14 protein-coding genes are annotated in these 20191 nt (G+C 67.6%); 3 read left to right on the top strand and 11 right to left on the bottom strand.

All coding sequences use genetic code 11. The features are described from left to right. Positions 1–85: 85 nt before the first annotated feature. The 8 genes from Q4F19_RS15475 to Q4F19_RS15440 all read right to left on the bottom strand — a co-directional run bounded on the left by Q4F19_RS15475 (position 86) and on the right by Q4F19_RS15440 (position 13104). Complete coding sequence (locus tag Q4F19_RS15475) at positions 86–1894, bottom strand: PDZ domain-containing protein (RefSeq protein WP_303544225.1); 1809 nt, start codon at positions 1892–1894, stop codon at positions 86–88. 105 nt (positions 1895–1999) lie between these two features. Then, positions 2000–2377, bottom strand: coding sequence for a DUF1318 domain-containing protein (locus tag Q4F19_RS15470; protein WP_303544222.1), 378 nt, complete (start codon positions 2375–2377; stop codon positions 2000–2002). Next, positions 2374–2547, bottom strand: coding sequence for a YnbE family lipoprotein (locus tag Q4F19_RS15465; protein ID WP_431312412.1), 174 nt, complete (start codon positions 2545–2547; stop codon positions 2374–2376). The genes Q4F19_RS15470 and Q4F19_RS15465 overlap by 4 nt, the downstream gene beginning before the upstream one ends. A gap of 41 nt (positions 2548–2588) precedes the next feature. Beyond that, positions 2589–5558 carry a YdbH domain-containing protein gene (locus Q4F19_RS15460; RefSeq protein ID WP_303544216.1) on the bottom strand — a complete coding sequence of 990 codons (2970 nt, stop codon included), beginning with the start codon at positions 5556–5558 and terminating at the stop codon, positions 2589–2591. A gap of 134 nt (positions 5559–5692) precedes the next feature. Then, positions 5693–7351, bottom strand: a complete 1659-nt coding sequence (locus tag Q4F19_RS15455) for an FAD-dependent oxidoreductase (protein ID WP_303544213.1) — start codon at positions 7349–7351, stop codon at positions 5693–5695. A gap of 215 nt (positions 7352–7566) precedes the next feature. Further along, complete coding sequence (locus Q4F19_RS15450; protein WP_303544210.1) at positions 7567–10368, bottom strand: valine--tRNA ligase; 2802 nt, start codon at positions 10366–10368, stop codon at positions 7567–7569. 45 nt (positions 10369–10413) lie between these two features. Continuing rightward, complete coding sequence (locus tag Q4F19_RS15445) at positions 10414–10779, bottom strand: response regulator (protein ID WP_303544207.1); 366 nt, start codon at positions 10777–10779, stop codon at positions 10414–10416. A 78-nt stretch (positions 10780–10857) separates the two neighbouring features. Beyond that, positions 10858–13104, bottom strand: coding sequence for a S9 family peptidase (locus Q4F19_RS15440; protein WP_303544205.1), 2247 nt, complete (start codon positions 13102–13104; stop codon positions 10858–10860). Positions 13105–13168: 64 nt separating this feature from the next. Here Q4F19_RS15440 and Q4F19_RS15435 point away from each other — a divergent pair, with 64 nt between their 5' ends. Then, entirely contained in the window at positions 13169–13861 is a 693-nt protein-coding gene (locus tag Q4F19_RS15435; RefSeq protein WP_303544202.1) for a hypothetical protein, read from the top strand. Between the two features lie 122 nt (positions 13862–13983). Here the strand turns inward: Q4F19_RS15435 and dnaJ are convergent, their stop codons facing one another. Both dnaJ and dnaK read right to left on the bottom strand, forming a co-directional pair. After that, positions 13984–15111, bottom strand: coding sequence for a molecular chaperone DnaJ (gene dnaJ, locus Q4F19_RS15430; protein WP_303544199.1), 1128 nt, complete (start codon positions 15109–15111; stop codon positions 13984–13986). A gap of 108 nt (positions 15112–15219) precedes the next feature. Then, entirely contained in the window at positions 15220–17130 is a 1911-nt protein-coding gene (dnaK, locus tag Q4F19_RS15425; protein ID WP_303544197.1) for a molecular chaperone DnaK, read from the bottom strand. 229 nt (positions 17131–17359) lie between these two features. Between dnaK and Q4F19_RS15420 the strand changes: the two genes are divergently transcribed. Both Q4F19_RS15420 and Q4F19_RS15415 read left to right on the top strand, forming a co-directional pair. After that, on the top strand, positions 17360–18397 hold the full coding sequence (locus Q4F19_RS15420; RefSeq protein ID WP_303544193.1) for a glycosyltransferase 61 family protein: 1038 nt from the start codon (positions 17360–17362) through the stop codon (positions 18395–18397). A 48-nt stretch (positions 18398–18445) separates the two neighbouring features. Then, positions 18446–18886, top strand: a complete 441-nt coding sequence (locus Q4F19_RS15415; protein ID WP_303544191.1) for a copper chaperone PCu(A)C — start codon at positions 18446–18448, stop codon at positions 18884–18886. Between the two features lie 54 nt (positions 18887–18940). Here Q4F19_RS15415 and Q4F19_RS15410 read toward each other — a convergent pair whose 3' ends face one another. Then, positions 18941–20149 carry a glycosyltransferase family 4 protein gene (locus Q4F19_RS15410; protein ID WP_303544187.1) on the bottom strand — a complete coding sequence of 403 codons (1209 nt, stop codon included), beginning with the start codon at positions 20147–20149 and terminating at the stop codon, positions 18941–18943. Between the last annotated feature and the right edge of the window lie 42 nt (positions 20150–20191).

Raw genomic sequence — 20191 nt, 5'->3', positions numbered from 1 at the left:
GCAAGCGCCCGCCGATCCAACTGGCCGGGCGCAGCGATGCGCCCGGCTTTTTGCGTTCTCCCTCTCCGTCGTTCGCTGGAAAGGGCTAGGCCTCGTCCGCAGATCGCTCAAAAAGTCTCCTCTCCAGCAGCGCAATCCGCCGCTCCAGCGCCGCGTTGAGCTCCGCCTGCGCGGCGGCGCGCGCATCGCGCTCGCGCACGACGCGGATCGCGCGCGCGACGGGATCGGCGATCTCGGCCAAGGCCGCGCGCTCGCCCTTGCCGTAGAAGCTGCCGTCGGGTCGCGGGCCGAGCAGGATCCATCCGACCACGCCCGCGCCCTCCTCGCGGAGCGGAACGCGCACCGGAAAGACCGCATCGCCGCGATCGCAATCGAGCGGCGCGTCGGTCGCTGGCCGCCAGTCCCGCCACCAGCCGCGCACATCCTCTTCGGAGATGCGTGACGACCAGACGGCGTCCGTCGCCGTATCGCTGCGCAGGATGATCGCGACCTGGCTGGCGCGAACCCCCTGCTCGATCCGTTTCACCACCCCGCCCATCAGCAAACCGAGCGATGCGATCACGCGCAGATCGCCGACGAACTTGGGCAGATCCTCGCGGAAATCGACGAGCTGCTTCTGGAAGCGATTTTCCGTCCAGGCGCGCGCACGCCGGTGGAGCGGGACGACGAGGCTCGCGGCGATCGCGGCGCCGAAGCCCGCCGACATCGCCCGCGCGCTTTCCCCGAAGAATTGCGCGCTGAACACCTGGACGATCTTGTCCGACGCGGCGAAGGCCGGCCCGATCATCACGGTGAGCATCGTATAGACCGCCGATCGGCTGATCAGCGCATCGGCATCGTAGAGCCGGTACCGCATCAGCGAGACGAGGATCCCCGCCTCCAGTGCCATCGCCGCGAGGCTTTCCGCAAGGTGCGAGGCAAGCGAATACCAGGCGGCTGCGGGCACCGAGACGCTGATGGCCGACATCCGCTCCAGCGCGAGTGCGACCAGCCCGAACCCGGCCCAGGCGGCTGCGCCGAGCATCACGAACTTGATCTGCTGGCGCTGCGTGCCGGGCGGCGTCGTCTTGTAGCGGATGGTGAAGGCGACGATCGCCGCCAGGACGAAACCGAAGAAGAGGAGCTGGCGCAGCGGGATCGCGGCTTCGTCGCTCGTCGCGTGGAACGAGACAAGCTCGATCGCCGGGATCAAGGGCGTCAGCCAGAAGGCCCAGCGCGGGACCAACCGCCCGTCCGGATAGATGAGCAAGGCCGTCAGGAACAGCATGTGCCGGACGACCGAGAAACCGTAGAGTATGTCCCCGCCGCCCGGCCATAGATAAGCGAGCCCGTCGCCGAGCGGCACCGCGCTCAACGCCAGCATCGCCGCCACCGGATCGGTCGGCCGCCGGATGAACAGCAGCACGGCCGCCGCCAGCGCGAGCGCGGCGTCGAGCATCCGGAAGCCGAACACCGTCCAGTTGCGCCGCGCGAAGGTCAGCCCCGATCCCTCGTAGGCCTGCGCCATATAATGCGAGCTGCGCGTCAGCCGGATCGTGCGCGGCGGCTGCGCTTCGGTCTGGATCGTCAGCTGGTAGGTGCTGCCGTCGGGACCGGCGAGCAGCGCCTGAAGCCTGTCGAAATCGAAGGCATCGAAGCTCCTGCCGTCGATCGCGATGAGCTTGTCGCCCGGGCGGACGCCTTTGATCCGCGCCTCGTCGCTAAACGGCGCGACGCGCGTCGTCAGGTCAGTGCCGCCGGGAAATCGCAGGCCCGCGGCGAAGCTCGCCCCGACCGAGCCCTGCGCGTCGCGCTGCTGCAGGAAAGCGGCGACGAAGCCGGGGAGCGCGATCAGCAGCAAGGCGATCATCAGCACGCGATAGGCGGTCAGCACCCCGCCCCGCAGCTGCGGCACCTGGAAATCCGCTCGCCCCGTCACGGCCCCGCCCCCGCTGCCCCGATGCGCAGGCTTAAGCGCTAGCGGGCGACGGTCAAGCCAGCGTGCGCGAGGCGTCGCGGCTTAGCTGCCGCACTGCTGGGGCAGCGCGATCGGACCGGTCTTTACCGCCCAGGCGCCGCCGATATTATAGGCGCGGCCCGACTTCAGGCCCGAAAGCGTGCGGCAGCCGATCGACGCGGCGAAGGCCTCGATCGGCACGTTCTTGCCCTGCGCCACCTGCGTATAGCCCTGGCGGCGCTTGATGTTGATCGCATCGACCTTGGCCTTCAGCCCGCCCTCCGGCGCGCGCGCGAAGCCGAGATAGCCATCCGCCTGCTCACCGACGGTGCCGGCATCGAGCGCGGCTTCGACCTCGCCGTCCATCTGCGCGAGCACGGGCGCGGAAGCGAGCAGCGAGAGGCCGAGCAGGCCAGAAATCAGGAAGGAGCGCGTCGTCATTTCGGAAACAACTCCGGATTGTTGGCGATGAAATCGTCGGCGTCCTTCTTCAGGCTGACGACGACCTCCTGCTTGACGTTGATGTTCAGGTTGATCTCGATCGGCTTGTCCGGCGCCTTGACGGTGATGCAGCCCGCCAGAGCCGCGCCCCCGAAGGCGACGGCCGCCATTCGCATCGCGCTTGCACATCGTAACGTCCAGCACGGGGCCTTCATCGCACGTCTCCGCTTTCGGCAGGCTGAATAGGGGGATCGGGGGGATTTGTCGCCACAGGCGGGGCTATGACCGTGTGGTTGAGCAGCAGGCTCGGATCCATATAAGCTCGCGCCGAGCCGACGAGCCCGCGGAAGGGCGCGCGGATCGCGATGTTGAAGCGGAACGGCAGGTTGCGGATCAGGCGCGTGACGAGGCTCTGCTCGGGCGTCGCCTCGCGGATGCCGGTGAAACGGACCTTGCTCACCATCTCGCCATCCAGCCGGCCATCGAGGCTGATGTCGAGCGCGGAATAGCGGATCGCCTTCAGCGCATCGAAGGCGAGCTTGCCCATCGTGCCGAGCTGGGCCGAGGTGAGTTCGCCGACATAAGCGAGCGTGCCGCCGCCCTCGGCCGCGATATAGCCCTGCTCGATACGCCCGCCATTATCGTCGAAGATCATCGGCAGCGTGCCATCGAACGTGCCGGTCGCGGAGAGATTGGGGAAATCGAGCTGCTGGATGAAGGCGGCGGCATCGGCCTTCTCGACGCGGAAGGTCAGCCGTCGCTCGCGCGCCTTGCTGAAATCGAGCGTCGCGGGATCGAGCCGGAGCTTGCCCGCCGCGAATGGGAAGGTCGCGTCCTCGATCCGGACGCGATTGGCGCCGATCAGCTGATAGTGGACGATGCCGTCGGCGACGATCACGCCCGGATTGAGCTCGGCGATCCGCGCCTCCTGCGCGGGCGCGGTGACGAGGCCGAGCAGATCGGTGAAGACGATTCTTCCCGCAATGCCCGAGACGGGGCCGAAGGCGGCGGCGAGATCGATCCGATCGGTGCTGAACATGCCCGTGCTGGTGACGGCGGCGGGGCTCCAGTCGATCCGGCCACGGCCCGAGACGGTACCGGCGACGTTCGCGACGACGCCCAAGGTGAGCGGCGTGAGCGCCTCAGGCTGGAGGCCCTTGGGGACGAAGGCGATGCCCGGCACGGCGAGATCGGCATGGCCAGTGCCGGTGGCGAGATCATGCGCGAGCGCGACGCGCGCGATCTCGATGCCGCGCGAAGGTTGGCGGAGGATGCCGGCGGCGGTAACACGACCGCCGGCGAGGCCGAGCGTCACGGCATCGGCATCGAGCGGGAAGAAACGCGGCTCGGCGGCTTGATCGCCGAGCTGCAATTTGCCTTTGATCCCAAGCGCGCCGCCACGCAGCGTCCACTCGCCCGCCGCGCCCTTCAGGTCGAGCGGGACGTTGGCGATCGCCCCGGTCGCGCCGGAAAAGGTGCCGCCCGTCGCGTTGCCGAAACGGCCGTCGAGTGCCACGGCTTCGAGCCGGGTGAGATGGTTCGGGGCGCCGATCGCGGTCTGGAGGCCGGCCACGGAAAAGCCTCGCTCGGTCAGCTTCACGCCGTTTGCGGCGAGGAAAATCGGTGACGTGCCGCTTCGACCTGTTAGGCGAACGGGACTGACCGCGGCATCGATCCGCATCGCCCCGCGTGAGGTGCGCGCGAACAGCGGCTGCCCACAGACGCGAATGCTTGCGGGATCGAAGACGAAGCTGTTTTGCTGCAGCTTGCGGAAGGAAATGCTGCGGCATCCGGGGTTGATCGCAATGCCAGCGTCAGCACTTATGCGGCCGTCGATCGGGACGGTGAGCCCACGCACGAAGCCGCCGCCAAGCGGGCCATCGATCGCAATCAGCGCGTCGAAACGCGCGCCGCTCCAGCTCGATTCGATCGACAATCGGGGTGCAGCAATTTTCGCCCCTCCTGCAGCATAAGGATCGAGGCGGCCGTTTCCGCTGAGCGGTTGGCCCTCGCCTGCCTGCCGGATGCGGAGCCGCAGGGGAGGCAGGTCGCCGCCGCCGCTGGCAACGTCGGTATCGACCTGCCAGCCGCTTGGCGCCCAGCTGAGGCCCTGTCCCCCCGTCGCGCTCAGCCGCGCGCCGTCGGGGCCGGCGAGCATCATTCGATGTACGCGCACGCTCGCACGGAGCCCTTCGATCGCGCCCTCGAATTCGATCCGCGCACTCGCATCGCGCAGCAGGCGCGCGGTGCCACGCGCGGCGCGGCGAGCGGTCGGGGTGATCGGCAACCCGGCAGGGATCGCGACGTCGGCGATAGCCTCCGCCTGATCGGGCAGCGCGAGATGCGCGAAGGTCAGGGCGCCTTTGCCCTTCAGGTGGCCGAGAGTGCCCGCGGCGTCGATCGCTCCGCCTACGCCCGCAAATCGCGCCGGCCCGGCGCGTCCGGCAAAGCCCGCCGGCGTCGCACGCCCGGTCACGCGGTCGAACGCCTTGCTCGATGTCGCCGCGATCCGCAGTTCGCCCCGGCCGAGCGCAAGCCCCGGACAACCCATGCCCATGATCCGAACCGGTCCCCTGACGCGCGGCGCGCCGAGGTCGGTCGCGATCTTCAGGTCGGCGGAAACCCGGCTCAAGGAGCAGGAGGCCAGGCGCAGACGATCGGCCTCGACCTGGGCGGTGCCCCCGAATGCGCGTGCGGGATTGCCCCTGCCCGCCAGCGCCACGCGGATCGCGCCGTTGGGGGTCGCCAGCGCGAGGCGGACGTCGTGAAGCTGCACCGTGAGATCGGGCAGCTCGACCTTGCCGCCGGTCTTGGGCAGCAGCCGATCGAGCGCGCCGAGATGGAGGCCCTGATCGTCGATCCGCGCGCTCAGCCGCACGCCATCGACATCGACGCCGCGCACCGCCGGACCGGTCAAACCATAGCCGATCGTCACGTCGATCTGTCGCGCGACGAGATCGGGCGCGGCTGGATCGCCGATCCGCACATCCTCCATCCGCTCGAGGAACGGTCCGATCTTCGTCAGGCGGTAGCTCGCCGGCACATGCGCCGCCGCGAGCCGGCGATCGACGAGCGCGCCCGCGATGCGGAGCCGCAGCGCCCAGAGCATCAGCAGGAGCACGGCCAGGATCGCCAGAGCGGCGAACAGGCGCGGACGCTTCGCGGCGCCACGGGACGGCACGGGCAATCCCGCCCTTTAAACCCGTCCGCACTGAGCCTGTCGAAGTGCCGTCCTTCTGGTTTGCCGCCAGAGAAGAGAAGAACGGTGCTTCGACAGGTTCAGCACGAACGGGCTGGATAGCCGCACTTCAATCGTCACGCAGGCTCGCTGGCGCGCTCGGCGACGACGGCCCGATCGGCGATGGCCGCGTGGATCTGCGCGACCACCGCCGCGCCCTCGCCCACCGCGGCGGCAACGCGCTTGGTGGAGCCGGCGCGCACGTCGCCGATCGCGAACACGCCAGCGCGACTCGTCTCCAGCGACAGCGCGCTCTTGCCGGTGACGAGGAAACCTTTCTCGTCGGTCTCGACGCAATCGCCGAGCCAGCCGGCATTGGGATCGGCGCCGATGAACAGGAACAGATGCTTGAGCTCGCAGCGATGCGTCGTGCCGTCGGCGCGATTGCGGAAGGTGGCGGCGGACAGGCCCGTCGCGCGATCGCCCTCCAGCTCGACCACCTCGCTGCCGACGTGGATCTCGACATTGGGCAGAGCGGCGATGCGCTCGATCAGATAATGCGACATCGTCTCCGAAAGATCGCGCCGCACGAACAGGTGCAGCCGCTTCACCTGCGCGGCAAGATAGACGACCGCCTGCCCCGCCGAATTGCCGCCGCCGACGAGCGCGACCTCCTCGCCCGTGCACAGCCGCGCCTCGATCGGCGTCGCCCAGTAAGACACGCCCGCGCCCTCGAATGTGGCAAGGTTGGGGATGTCGGGCCGGCGATAGCGCGCGCCCGAGGCGACGACGACAGCACCCGCGCGCAGGCGCTTGCCCTCGGCCAGCTCCAGCACCGGCTCGGGCCCGTCGCAGTCGAGCGCCTCGATCCGCACGGGGATCGCGACCTCGGCGCCGAACTTGAGTGCCTGATTGAAGGCACGGCCCGCAAGCGCCTGCCCCGAGATGCCGGTCGGGAAGCCGAGATAATTTTCTATCCGGTTCGAGGCGCCCGCCTGCCCGCCCATCGCGCGCTCGTCGCAGACGATCACCGACAGGCCCTCGGATGCGGCATAGACCGCGGCGGCGAGCCCGGCCGGGCCGGCGCCGACGATCGCGACGTCGTAACGCGTGTCGTTCGCGATATCGGGGGTCATGCCGAGGCAGCCGGCCAGCTCGGTGTCGCTCGGTTTGCGCAGGATGGTCCCGTCGGGACAGACGACCAGCGGCAGTTCGGCGGGTACGACGCCGAGACGCTCGACGAGCGCATGCCCGTCCGTATCGGAGGCGGCATCGACGACCTTGTTGGGATAGCCGCTGCGCGCAAGGAAGCCCTGCAGGCGGACGATCTCGGGGCTGCCGGGCACGCCGATCAGGATCGTGCCCGCGCCGCCTTCCTCGATCAGGCCGACGCGGCGCAGGATCAGCGCGCGCATGACGATCTCGCCGATCTCGGCCGATCCGATCATCAGCGCGCGCAGATGCGCGGCATCGAAGGGCAAAGCCGTGCAGCCCTCGGGCCCGGCCTTCCCCGCAGCGATCGAGGCGCGGCCGGCGAGCTGGTTGACCTCGCCGGAAAATTGCCCGGCATGATGCGCGGTGATCACCGCTTCATGCTCAAGCCCGTCGCGGCGGGTGATCTCGATCGCGCCCTCCAGAACGAGCCAGGCGGGCGCATCGCGATCGCCGATCGCATAGAGCGTCTCGCCCGCGGCGAAGTCGCGCGCCGGCCCGCTGGCGAAGCGCCGCGCCGTCTCGATCTGGACGTCGCTCAGCACGGGGAACATCTGGTGGTCGCGGTTGTGCGGGTCGCTCATGCCTGTGCTCCGGACCGGGGTGGTGAGCGAGTGCTAGCCGAGGTGCGCGTCGTTCCCAAGTATATCGCGCATTCTCCCCCTCCCCGTTCGGTTCGAGCCTGTCGAGAACGCGCAGCTTCGAGCGAACCCGAGAAGCGTTCCACCAGGCACCGCCTTCTCGACTACGATCTCGACTGCGCTCGATCTCCGCTCGAAGCGAACGGAGGTGGTGAGGATCAGCCCAGCCGCGCCAGTGCCGCGCGCAGACGCTCGGCCTCGGCGGTCTTGCCGGCATGATCCTCGCGCGCCTTGGCGACCGCCTCGGGCTTGGCCTTGTCGACGAACGCCGGATTGCCGAGCCGCCCCGCGAGCGACGCGGCCTCCTTCTCTGCCGCCTGCGCCGCCTTTTCGAGCCGCGCCTTTTCGGCGGCGAGATCGATCACGCCTTCGAGCGGGAGCACGAAGGTCGCCTCGTCGATGACGATCTGCGCCGCGCCGCCGCCCGTCGCTTCGCCCTCGGCGATCGTGACGCGGGCAAGCCTCGCCAAGGAAGCGGCGTTCGCGGAAAGCCGCGCCAAGGTCGCTTCCCCCGCGCCCCGCGCATGCATCGGCAGGCGGGCGCCGGGTGGAACATTGAGCTCGGAGCGCGTCGCGCGGATGCCCTGCACGGCGCGGATCAGCCACTCGACCTCGGCGATCGCGTCCTGATCGATCGCGCGCGCATCGGCCATCGGCCATTTGGCGACGATGATGTCGTGATCGCGCTTCGCCAGCGCGTGCCACAGCTCTTCGGTGATGAACGGCATGAACGGGTGGAGCAGAATCAGGATCTGATCGAGCACCCAGCCGGCGACGGCGCGCGTTTCCTCTCCATTCTCCGGAAACAGTTCTTGAGTGCCGGGCGGCTGACTAAGCACCGGCTTGATCAGCTCCAGATACCAGTCGCAAAACTGGCTCCAGACGAAATGGTAGAGCGTGTTCGCCGCCTCGTCGAAGCGCAGATCGGCGAGCGCCAGATCCAGAGTCTGGATCGTCCTGACCGCCTGCCCCAGGATCCACTTGTTGACCGCCAGCGTCGCCACCGGCGGCTCGATCGTCGCGGAACCGCCGATGCCGTTCGATTGCGCGAAGCGGGCCGCGTTCCACAGCTTGGTCGCGAAGTTGCGATAGCCCTCGACGCGCTTCTCATCGAGCTTGATGTCGCGCCCCTGGCTTTCCATCGCCGCGAGCGTGAAGCGCAGCGCATCGGCGCCGTATCGGTCGATCAGCCCGAGCGGATCGACGGTGTTGCCCTTGGACTTGGACATTTTTGACCCGTCCGGCGCGCGGACGAGGCCGTGCAGGTACAAAGTCTTCCACGGCACGCTTTCGGAAAGAGGCAGCTCCCCGTTGCGGCCCATGAAATGGATGCCCTGCATCGCCATCCGCGCATCCCAGAAGAACAGGATGTCGAAGCCGGAGATCAGCACGTCGTTCGGATAATGGCGCGCGAGGAGCGACTTGCGCGCCGCTCCCTCCCCGTTCGTGCTGAGCGAAGTCGAAGCACGGGCCTCGGGCGCATCGCTGGCAGCACGTCCTTCGACTTCGCTCAGGACGAACGGGTCTTGGGGCGCGGGCGAATCTTCGGGCCAGCCGAGCGTACCGAACGGCCAGAGCGCGGACGAGAACCAGGTGTCGAGCACGTCGGGATCGCGCGTCAGCGTGCGATTGCCCGCGAGCGTTTGCGCCTCGGCCTCGCTCTCGGCGACGAAGGGATTGCCGTCCTCGTCATACCAGACCGGGATCTGGTGTCCCCACCACAATTGGCGGCTCACGCACCACGGCTGGATATTCTCCAGCCACTGATACCAGGTCTTCTTCCACGTCTCGGGGACGACGCGGATCGCGCCCGAGCGGACCGCCTCCAAAGCGGGGCCGGCGAGCGTCTGGGCGTCGACATACCATTGGTCGGTCAGCCACGGCTCGATCACCACGCCCGAGCGATCGCCATAGGGCGTCTGGATCACGCGATCCTCGGTCTTGAGGAGGACGCCGTCCGTCTCGAGCAGCTTCACGATCCAGTCGCGCGCCTCGAAGCGGTCCATGCCGATCAGGTCGATCGGCACCAGCCCGTCGGCGGTCTGGGTGATCGCCGCGCCGGCATCGAGCATGTTGAGCATCTCAGCCGGCTTGAACCCCGCGCGCTTGCCCACCTCGAAATCGTTGAAGTCGTGCCCCGGCGTGATCTTGACCGCGCCCGATCCCAGAGCCGGATCGGCATGTTCGTCGGCGACGATCGGGATGAGGCGCCCGGTGATCGGCAGGCGCACCATCTTGCCGACCAGCGCCGCATAGCGCTCGTCCTCGGGATGGACCGCGACCGCCATGTCGGCGAGCATCGTCTCGGGCCGCGTCGTCGCGACGATGATCATGCCGCTGCCGTCGGCGAGCGGGTAAGCGAGGTGCCAGAATTTGCCGTTCACCTCGCGCGTCTCGACCTCGATGTCCGAGATGGCGGTGCGGAAGTGCGGATCCCAGTTGGTCAGGCGCTTGTCGCGATAGAGCAGGCCCTGGCGGTGCAGCTCGACGAACACCTTCACGACGGCCTTCGAGAAGCCCTCGTCCATCGTGAAGCGCTCGTTCGCCCAGTCGCACGAGGCGCCAAGGCGACGGAGTTGACGCGTGATCTGGCCGCCGCTCTCGGCCTTCCACTCCCAGACCTTGTCGATGAAGCCCTCGCGGCCAAGCTCCTGCCGCTTGATTCCCTGTGCACCGAGCTGGCGCTCGACCACCATCTGCGTGGCGATGCCCGCATGATCGGTGCCGACCACCCAAAGCGCATCCTTGCCCTGCAGCCGCGCGTGGCGGACGAGGATGTCCTGCAGCGTATTGTCGAGCGCGTGGCCGATGTGGAGCGAGCCGGTCACGTTCGGCGGCGGGATCACGATCGTGAAGGGCTCGGCCTCCCCACGCTCGGGGCGGAACAGGCCGGATTGCTCCCAATGTGGATACCAGCGCGCTTCTATCGTCGCGGGGTCGAAGGTCTTGTCGATGGTCATGCGGCGGCTCCTAACCGGCCGCCGCGCCCGCGCCTAGAGCTATGACTAGTGGAGCAGAGACGCGAACAGCCCGGTCACCTGGCTGCTGCGATACGGCTTGGCCACGAAACGCCCGCCGGCCGGCAGCGACCCGTTCGACACGATCATCTTGCCCGAGGTGACGACGATCATCAGATCGGGCCGGAGCGCGTGCGCCATATTGGCGAGCTCGACGCCATCAGGCGTGCCGGGCATGTTCACGTCGGTGAAGATCGCGCGGATATCGGGCCTTTCGCCGAGCCGCTGGAGCGCTTGTTCGCCATCGAGCGCGTCGATCGCCTCGAAGCCCGCCTCCTCGAACGCGTCGATCGTGCTCATCAGGATCAGGGGCTCGTCTTCGACGACGAGAACGGCCGGCTTACGCATACTCATGCGTGATCCAGCGCACCGGCGCCCCGCGCGTTCCATCTTGACCCAAGATAATTTATCACGGCGTAATTAGTTCCCGGTTTAGTGCGATTTCGGGCTCGAAAGGCGGCGATCCAGGAAATCCAGGATCGTCCGCCAGACATGAGTCTGCGCGCCTTCGCCTGATACGCCGTGCGTTTTGCCGGGATAGACCATCATCTCGAACGGCACCTTCGCCTCCTGCATCCGCGCGAACAGCATCGTCGAATTCTCGAACACGACATTGTCGTCGGCCATGCCGTGGATGACGAGCAGGGGATCGCTGATCTTGATCGCATCGGCGAGCGCGTTGGACGCTTCATAGACCTTGGGCAGCTTCGTCGGATCGCCGAGATAGCGCTCGGTATAAGCGGTGTCGTACAGCTCCCACTTGGTGACCGGAGCGCCGGCGATGCCCGCCGCGAACACGCCCGGCGCCGCCTCCAGCATCTTCAGCGTCATATAGCCGCCATAGGACCAGCCATAGGTGACGATCCGGGCGGGATCGACATAGTCGAGCGTCTTGAGCCATTTGGCGGCGGCGACCTGATCCTCGACCTCGACCGTGCCCATCGCATGATAGATCTGGTCCTCGAAGGCGCGGCCGCGATTGGCCGAGCCGCGATTGTCGATCTCGAAATAGATCCAGCCCTGGCTCACGAGATACTGGCCCATCGGGCTGGCCCAAGCACGCTGCACGGTCTGCGAATGCGGGCCGCCATAATGTTCGGTGAAGACCGGATATTTGCGGCCCGGCTCCATCTTGGGCGTGATCATCTTCCAGTGAAGAATGCTTCCGTCGGCAGCCTTCAGCGTGCCGAACACGGTCTCGCGGTGGCCGGCGAGATAGGGGAAATAGGGGTGGGCCTGCACGACAGCATTTTCGCTGATCCAGGTCAGCCGCTGGCCGGCCGCATCCGCCAGATAATATTGCGGCGGCTGGGTCGGGCTCGATCGGCGGACGATCAGCCGCTGGCCCGATCCATCCATCTGCGCGTCGTTCCAATAGCCGCGCTCGGTCAGGCGCTGCGGCTCACCCGGCTTCAGATAGTCGATCGTATAGACCTGGGACTCGAGGACATCGTCCTTGTTCGCGGTGAAGAACAAGCGGTGATGCGTCTGATCGACGCCGATCAGCCCGGCGTTGAACGATTGCCCGTCCGTCTCGAGCGTCCACGGTCCGTGCGTCAGCGGGATCCATGTGCCCGCGACCCAGCGATAAAGATGCTTGGTCCCCGTGCGCGTCGAGCTCCAGATCAGGCTGCCATCGGACAGAGCGCGGAAATCGTCGTTGAGATCGACCCAGGTCTTCGAGGTTTCGCTGAACAGCAAGGTCGAGCGGCCCGTCGCGGGATCGACCTTCAGCATGTCGAGCTTCTTCTGGTCGCGGCTCAGCCGCTGGACATAGACGGCCTTGCCGTCCTTCGCCCAGGTGACGCGCGCTAGATAGATGTCGGTATCGACGCCGAGATCGGCCTGCACGCGATGCGATCCGTCGGCGTCCATCAGCCAGAGCTGGACGACCGCATTGGCGGTGCCGGCGGCGGGATAACGCTGCTCGACGACATGCGTCTCGTTCGCGCCGATCGCGGCGCGGTTGACGAGCTTGACCTTGCTCTCGTCGGTGCGCTGGACGGCGACGCGCGCGTCGCCCGGCCCCCACCAGGTGCCCGAGAACCGGTTGAGCTCTTCCTGCGCGACGAACTCGGCCGTGCCCCACGACAGCGCATCCTTGCCGTCGGTGGTCAGCGCATGTTCCCGGCCGGTCGTCAGATCGATGACGAACAGATTCTGGTTGCGGACGAACGAGACGTAGCGCCCGCTTTCGGAGACCTTCGCCTCGATCTCGGTCTCGGGCGTGTTGGTCAGGCGCCGCGCCTTGCCGTCGAGCGTGGCGAGATAGAGATCGCCGTCCAGGGGCACGAGCAGGCTCTTGCCGTCGGGCGCCCAGTCATACGCGGTGATGCCCTTCAGCCCGCCGATGCGCAGCCGCTCGCGGCGCATCTTCTCCTCCTCGGAGAGCGCCGCGCCCGAGCCGACCTTCTCGCTATCGACCAGCATGCGCGACGCACCCGTCGTCGTGTCGATCGCCCACAGATCGTAGCGGTCGCGATCGTCGGCGCGGTTCTTGAGCAAAGTCGCGAGCTTGCCGTCGGGCGAGAGCTTCAGCAGCCGCGGCGCAGGACCGGCGAGGCCGGGGCTCTGAAACAGGCGTTCCAGCGTCAGCGCGGAGGTCGGGGCGGGCGGTGTGGCGGCGGGTGCGGCGATGGCGGTCACGACGGCGAGAGCGAGCCCCAGGATTGTCTTCATGAGGCACCTTGTAGCGCGAGATCGCCGCCTTGCCAGTGGCGACGATGTCGGCAATCATTCGCGCATGGCCGGGGGGACCATCCGACATCTGTGGCTCGGCTTCGCGCTGGCCTTCGCGATCATGGTCGCCGGCTTCTGGCCGACGGCGATCGGTGGCGCTGGCGGCCCGCTCGATGGGCTGCGCATCGTCCACGGCACGCTCGCGGCGACGTGGATGGCGATGCTCGTCGCGCAGAGCTGGCTCGCCGGGTGGTGGCGGCTCACCTGGCACAGACGGATCGGGTGGAGCTCGGTCGCGATCGTGCCGGCGCTCGTGCTGTCTTCAATCCTCGTGGTCCAGGACGAGCTTCGGCATTCGACCTATTTCGCGCCGGATCTGCGGATCACGCTGACCTGGCTGGATCTGTGTTCGCTTGTCTTGTTCTGCGGCCTGTGGGCGGCGGCGATCGCGACGCGGCGGCGCTGGCAGCGCCACGCGCGCTGGGTCGGCTGCACGGTGCTGGTCGTACTCCCGCCCGTGCTGGGCCGGCTGCTCGGCGGGCCGTTCGGTAGCCTGACCGCGGCCCTCCCGCCGACCTACGCGATCGTCAGCGCGATTCCGCTCGCGCTGATCGTCCGCGATCGGCTCCGCGGCGGCTACCCGTTGCCCTATGCGATCACCTTCGCCGGGATCGCGGCGCCGGCTGCGACGATGTTCGCCGCGCCGCACTGGGTCTGGTTCGTCGCGTTTTGCGAGGCGATCGGGCCGGTCGGCTAGATCGCTCAACGTGTCATCCTGAACTTGTTTCAGGATCCATTTCCCTCCGTCTCAATCCGCGCGCCGGTGGAAAGCTCGGTTCATGGATGCTGAAACGAGTTCAGCATGACGTCTATAAACGCTTATCCCCCCGCGAGCTTGTCCTTCAGGAACGAGAAGAAGCCGCTCGCCTGTGGGCTTTCCTCGCCCGTCTCGGTCGTACGGAATTCCTCGAGCAGTTCCTTCTGGCGCGGGGTCAGCTTGGTCGGCGTCTCGACGTCGATCTGGACGACCATGTCGCCCTGCCCGCGGCCATTGAGCACGGGCATGCCGGCGCCGCGCTGGCGGATCTGCTTGCCCGTCTGGATGCCCGGCGGGATGCGCAGCTCGTGCGCGGTGCCGTCGAGACCCGGCACGGTGATCGTGCCGCCCAATGCCGCGGTGGTGATACTGATCGGCGCATGCGCGAACAGGGTCGTGCCGTCGCGCTGGAACAGATCGTGGCGCGTGACGTGGATGAACACGTAGAGATCGCCGGCCGGCCCGCCGCGCGTGCCCGCCTCGCCCTCGCCCGTCATGCGGATACGCGTGCCTTCGTCGACGCCGCGCGGGATCTTCAGCTCCAGCGTCTTGGTCTTCTCAACGCGGCCTTCGCCATGGCATTCGGTGCAAGGCGACGAGATCGTCTGGCCGCGCCCGTGGCAGGTCGGGCAGGTCCGCTCGACCACGAAGAAGCCCTGCTGCGCGCGGACCTTGCCATGGCCGTTGCACGTGCCGCACGTCCGCGCCGCCGTGCCTTCGGCGGCACCCGAACCGTGGCAGAGGTCGCAGACCGCCGCGACATCGACGCGGATCTGCTCGGTATGGCCGTGGAACGCATCGTCGAGCGAGATTTCGAGATCGTAGCGCAGATCGGCGCCGCGCAGCGCGGAGGTGCGCCCGCCGCCCCGGCCGCCACCGCCGCCCATGAACTCGCCGAAGATATTCTCGAAGATATCCGAGAAGCCCTCGAAGCCCTGCCCCTGGCCGGCGCCACCCCCGCCATTCTGGAAGGCGGCATGGCCGTAGCGATCATAAGCCGCGCGCTTCTGCGGATCCTTCAGGACATCATAAGCGACGCTGACGGCCTTGAACTTGGCTTCGGAGTCCGCGCAGCCCGGATTCTTGTCCGGGTGGCACTGCATCGCGATGCGCCGATAGGACGACTTGATCGTCTTGTCGTCGGCCGTGCGCTCGACCTCCAGCAGTTCGTAATAATCGACTTCGGCCATTCAGCGCCCCGACCCGTCCGTGCTCCCGCCCGGCTTTGCGAAGCCAGGCGAAGTTGAGGAAGTTGAGGGATGCGGAGGACCGTGATCGATCCTCCGCATCCGCCCCACTTACTTGGTGTCGTCGACTTCCGAGAATTCGGCGTCGACCACGTCTTCGCCCTGGCCGCCGGCCGCAGCACCACCTGCCGCAGCGCCCTCGGCGCCACCGGCTGCCTGCTGCTTCTCGTAGATCGCCTGACCCAGCTTCATCGCGACCTGCGTGAGCGCATTGCTCTTCTCGGTCATCTTGTCGGGATCGTTGGTCTCGACTGCGGCGCGCGCCTCGACGATCGCGCCCTCGATCTCGGACTTGAGCCCCGCCTCGATCGCGTCGCCATGCTCGCGCAACTGGCTCTCGGTCGAGTGGATCAGGCTTTCGGCATTGTTCTTGGCCTCGGCCGCGGCACGCCGCTTCTTGTCGTCCTCGGCGAACTGCTCGGCATCCTTCACCATCTGATCGATGTCGGAATCCGAAAGACCGCCCGAGGCCTGGATCTTGATCTGCTGCTCCTTGCCCGTGCCCTTATCCTTGGCGGACACGTTGACGATGCCGTTCGCGTCGATGTCGAACGTGACCTCGATCTGCGGCACGCCGCGCGGGGCCGCCGGAATGCCGACCAGATCGAACTGGCCGAGCATCTTGTTGTCGCCCGCCATTTCGCGCTCGCCCTGGAAGACGCGGATCGTCACGGCGTTCTGGTTGTCGTCGGCCGTGGAATAGGTCTGCGACTTCTTGGTCGGGATCGTCGTGTTGCGATCGATCATCTTGGTCATGATCCCGCCGAGCGTCTCGATACCGAGCGACAGCGGCGTCACGTCGAGCAGCAGCACGTCCTTCACGTCGCCCTGCAGCACGCCCGCCTGCACGGCCGCGCCGATCGCGACGACCTCATCGGGATTGACGCCGGTGTGCGGCTCCTTGCCGAAGAAGTTCTTCACGGCTTCGCGCACCTTGGGCATGCGCGTCATGCCGCCGACGAGGACGACCTCGTCGATCTGATCGGCCTTCAGGCCGGCATCGGCGAGCGCCTTCTTCATCGGCTCGATCGTGCGCTGGATCAGGCCGTCGACGAGACGCTCCAGATCGGCGCGCGTGACCGACTTGACGAGATGCTTCGGACCCGTCGCATCGGCGGTGATGAAGGGCAGATTGACCTCAGTCGTCGCGGTCGACGACAGCTCGATCTTGGCCTTCTCGGCGGCTTCCTTCAGGCGCTGCAGGGCAAGGCGATCCTTGGTCAGATCGATGCCCTCGGACGACTTGAAGCCGGACGCGAGATATTCGACGAGCTTGGCGTCGAAATCCTCGCCGCCTAGGAACGTGTCGCCGTTGGTGGATTTCACCTCGAACACGCCGTCGCCGATCTCGAGCACGGACACGTCGAACGTGCCGCCGCCAAGGTCATAGACCGCGATCGTCTTGTTCGTGTCCTTGTCGAGGCCATAAGCGAGCGCCGCCGCGGTCGGCTCGTTGATGATGCGCAGCACTTCGAGGCCCGCGATGCGGCCGGCATCCTTGGTCGCCTGGCGCTGCGCGTCGTTGAAATAGGCGGGCACGGTGATCACGGCCTGCGTGACGGTCTCGCCAAGGTAGCTCTCGGCGGTTTCCTTCATCTTCTGCAGCGTGAAGGCGGAGATCTGGCTGGGCGAATATTCCTCGCCGCCGGCCTGGACCCACGCGTCGCCATTCTGGCCCTTCACGATGTGATAGGGCACCAGTTCGGTGTCCTTCTTCGTGATCGGATCATCGAAGCGACGGCCGATGAGGCGCTTCACCGCATAGATGGTGTTCTCGGGGTTGGTCACCGCCTGGCGCTTGGCCGGCTGGCCGATCAGACGCTCGCCATCCTTGGCGAAGGCGACGATGGACGGCGTCGTGCGCGCGCCCTCCGAATTCTCGATGACCTTGGGCTGTCCGCCCTCCATGACCGCAACGCAGCTGTTGGTCGTTCCGAGATCGATGCCGATGACTTTGGCCATGGGTTTCCTCTTGCAAGCCTAGAATATGCAGCCCTCGGCCGCGCCCCCTCAACAGGCGAGCGCGTCGCTCCGACGGCGTTCACTGGGGGCGATATAGGTGAGCAAAAGGCCATCGCAAGACGCGGGGAACCATTGTGGACTTCGGCAAACTCCGCTTCCCGGCGCGAATCGCGCTTCCGCCTTCCCCACATCCCACGTAGGTCGGCGACGCATGCCGACTCATTTCACCATGCTTCCGCTCGCCGCGCCAATTTTGGCCCGCCTGCGCGGCTATCGGCCGATCGAGGCGGCGGCATCGCAAACGGTGGAACTCGCCCCGGCCGATCGCGCCGAGACATCGGAGGCGATCGCGCTGCCGGGCGAGTTCGAACGCGCCACCGGGGCGATGGAAACGACGAACATGGCGGAGCAGCGCCGGCTGATCGGGGCGGGCATGCTCGATCATGGGGCGACGATCGGACGTCTTGTCGAGAACGTCACGATCGTGGGCGCCGGCCTCTATGCGAGCCGCGCTTATTCCACCTTCGGACCGCGCCCCGGCATGCGCGTTTCAAGCCCCTGCGCCCATTTCGACGAGGCCCAGTTTTGCGGCGGGCAGGGCGGCGAATTCTATTTCGGGCACTGGCTGTGCGACAATCTGGCGACCGAGCCGCTGGCGGCGATGCGCGGGCTTTCGGCCGTGACGCTGCGCCCGCGCTGGATGCACGAGGCCGGCTACCGCGCTCTTTTCCAGCTGCGCGCGACCGAGGTAGCACATGCGCGCTTCGATCGGCTGTGGGTCATCGACGATCGCGGCTACAATGAAGCGCGTGTCGCGCGCTTCCGAGCGATGCGCACGACGCTTCGGGCGGCCGTGGGCGACCCAAGACCCAATACCCGGCTGTACATCGCGCGGGGAACGACGGGAGCAAAACGCGCGCTCACCAACGAACCGGCCCTCATCGAAACGCTCGTCGCGCGCGGTTTCGCCGTGATCGAGCCCGAGCATATGACTCCGCCCGCCATCGCCACCGCGCTCGCGGCTGCCGAACTGGTGATCTCCATCGAGGGCAGCGCGCTCTGTCATGCCTTGATGGCCCTGCCGGCGGGCGCGCGGATGCTGACGATCCAGCCGCCGACCCGCTTCAACATCTTCAACAAGATCATCGGCGACTTCGCGGGGTTGCGCACCGGCTATGTCGTCGCCGATCCGGATGGGGACGGCTTCCGGCTCGATCCCGACCGGTTGTTCCGGACGATCGACCTGCTGGATCGCGCCGCCGCCTGAATCGGCTATCGGACTTCCGCCGGCAGCCGGCCAACCCTGGAACATGATATGATCCGCATCGCCCCGCTCGTCGCTCTGCTCGTTCTCGCTGGCTGTGGCGGTCATGAGACCGGGCCGAAGATCACGAAAGCCTGGGTCCGGTTGGCCGCCGCGCCCGGCCGGCCGGCCGCCGCCTATTTCACGATTCAGACCGGGCATGGCGACGACGCGATCGTCCGGGTCGAGAGCGCGCTCGTGAAGCGGATCGAGATGCATGAGAGCATGACCGACGGTCACGGCATGTCGGCCATGAAACCCTTGGCCGACGTGGCGATACCGGCCGGCGGTGCGGCGACCTTTGCGCCGTCCGGCAAGCATCTGATGCTCTTCGACGTCGATCCGGTTGTCACGCCCGGGACGGCTATCCCGCTGCGCTTCGGGTTCGCGAGCGGCAGAACCGCGGAAGCGGAGGCCAAGACCGTCGCCGCGGGAGACGACGCGCCTTACTGAGCGCGAGCCGATACGGGCGCCGCGGCGAGCCGGGCGCTCCATTCTCGGCCCCACTCATTCCCCCGCCATCGCGCGGCGCCGGGCCGCAAACCGTTCGTCGTAGAGGCCGGACGCCGATGCATGCCCGGCAAGCCAGCTTCTGTCCTCCGGCTCGTCCGCGAGCCAGTGTGCCAGCATCTCGCCCCAGCGGACCGGCAACTGCAACGCATCCCATGCGGCCGCACCGTTCGCGGAAAGCCGCGCATACAGATCCGCATCGTCGGCCAGCACGGCGATGGACCGCGCCAGGCTGGCGGGATGGGACGCGCGAAAGACCAGTGCGCTCACGCCGTCCGTGATCGCGCCGCGGAACATCGGATGGTCGCTGGCGAGCAGCGGCGTGCGGCTCGCCAGCGTCTCGTAGATCGTCAGCGGCAGACCCTCCGGATAATCGTGGCGGGAGGGGACGACGACCGCATCTGCCTCCCGCATCGCCCCGACGACGGCTTCGTTCGCGATCGGCCCGGCCAGGCGCACGGCATCGGCCAGGCCCAGTGCACGTGCCTTCATCGCCATCGCGTCCCCATCGTCGCGCCCGTGGATCGTCAGCCGCACGTCGCGCCCCTCGCGCCGCGCGAGGCCGACCGCCTCGAGCAGATCGCCGACGCCCTTCGCCTCGTTGATCCCGCCCACGTAGAAAAGCCGCAGCGGACCCGGCTGTCGCTGGCGCGGCGGGGCATCGTGCGGGCTGAACGAGGACGGCCAGTCCCACGGGACGATCTTGGCCGGCGAAACGCCGATCGCCATCAGCGACAGGCAGGCGTTCAGCCCGTGATTGCCGATCCATTCGATCGTCGGGCGGTTGAGCTTGCGCGCCAGCAGCATCGCCCGGATCCAGCCGCGCACCCCGGCCCGGCCGAACGAATCGGCCAGCATCGCGATCGTCCGGATCCGGCGCTCCAGCGCCCAATCGATCAGCGGTACGAGCGGGGTCATGAGCGCGAGCCGGTCCGGCGCGGTGCCCGCGACCAGGGGCGCCAGCGCCTTGCCGTCGAAGCCCCCCGCAAAGCCGGCGCCGATCGCGCGGACGCCGTTGCCGAGGATCACGTCATAAGGTTCGGCGGTGACGCCGCAGACGACCGCGACCTGCTCCAGCCGCGCGGCGAGCGCGCCGACCGTATCGACCGAATAACGCTGCGCCTGATAAGTGGCGGCGCCGCCGGCCGCGAACCGCTCATAGGCCTCGCGATAATCGCCGGCATATTGAACGATCGTCAGCCGCATCGCCGTCCCCTCCCGGCGCGCCCCTGCGCCGGTCGAGGGTGC

The sequence above is a fragment of the Sphingomonas natans genome (genome assembly GCF_030546695.1).
GTDB classification, from domain to species: domain Bacteria; phylum Pseudomonadota; class Alphaproteobacteria; order Sphingomonadales; family Sphingomonadaceae; genus Sphingomonas_I; species Sphingomonas_I natans.
This window is presented reverse-complemented; position numbering and strand designations above follow the sequence as displayed.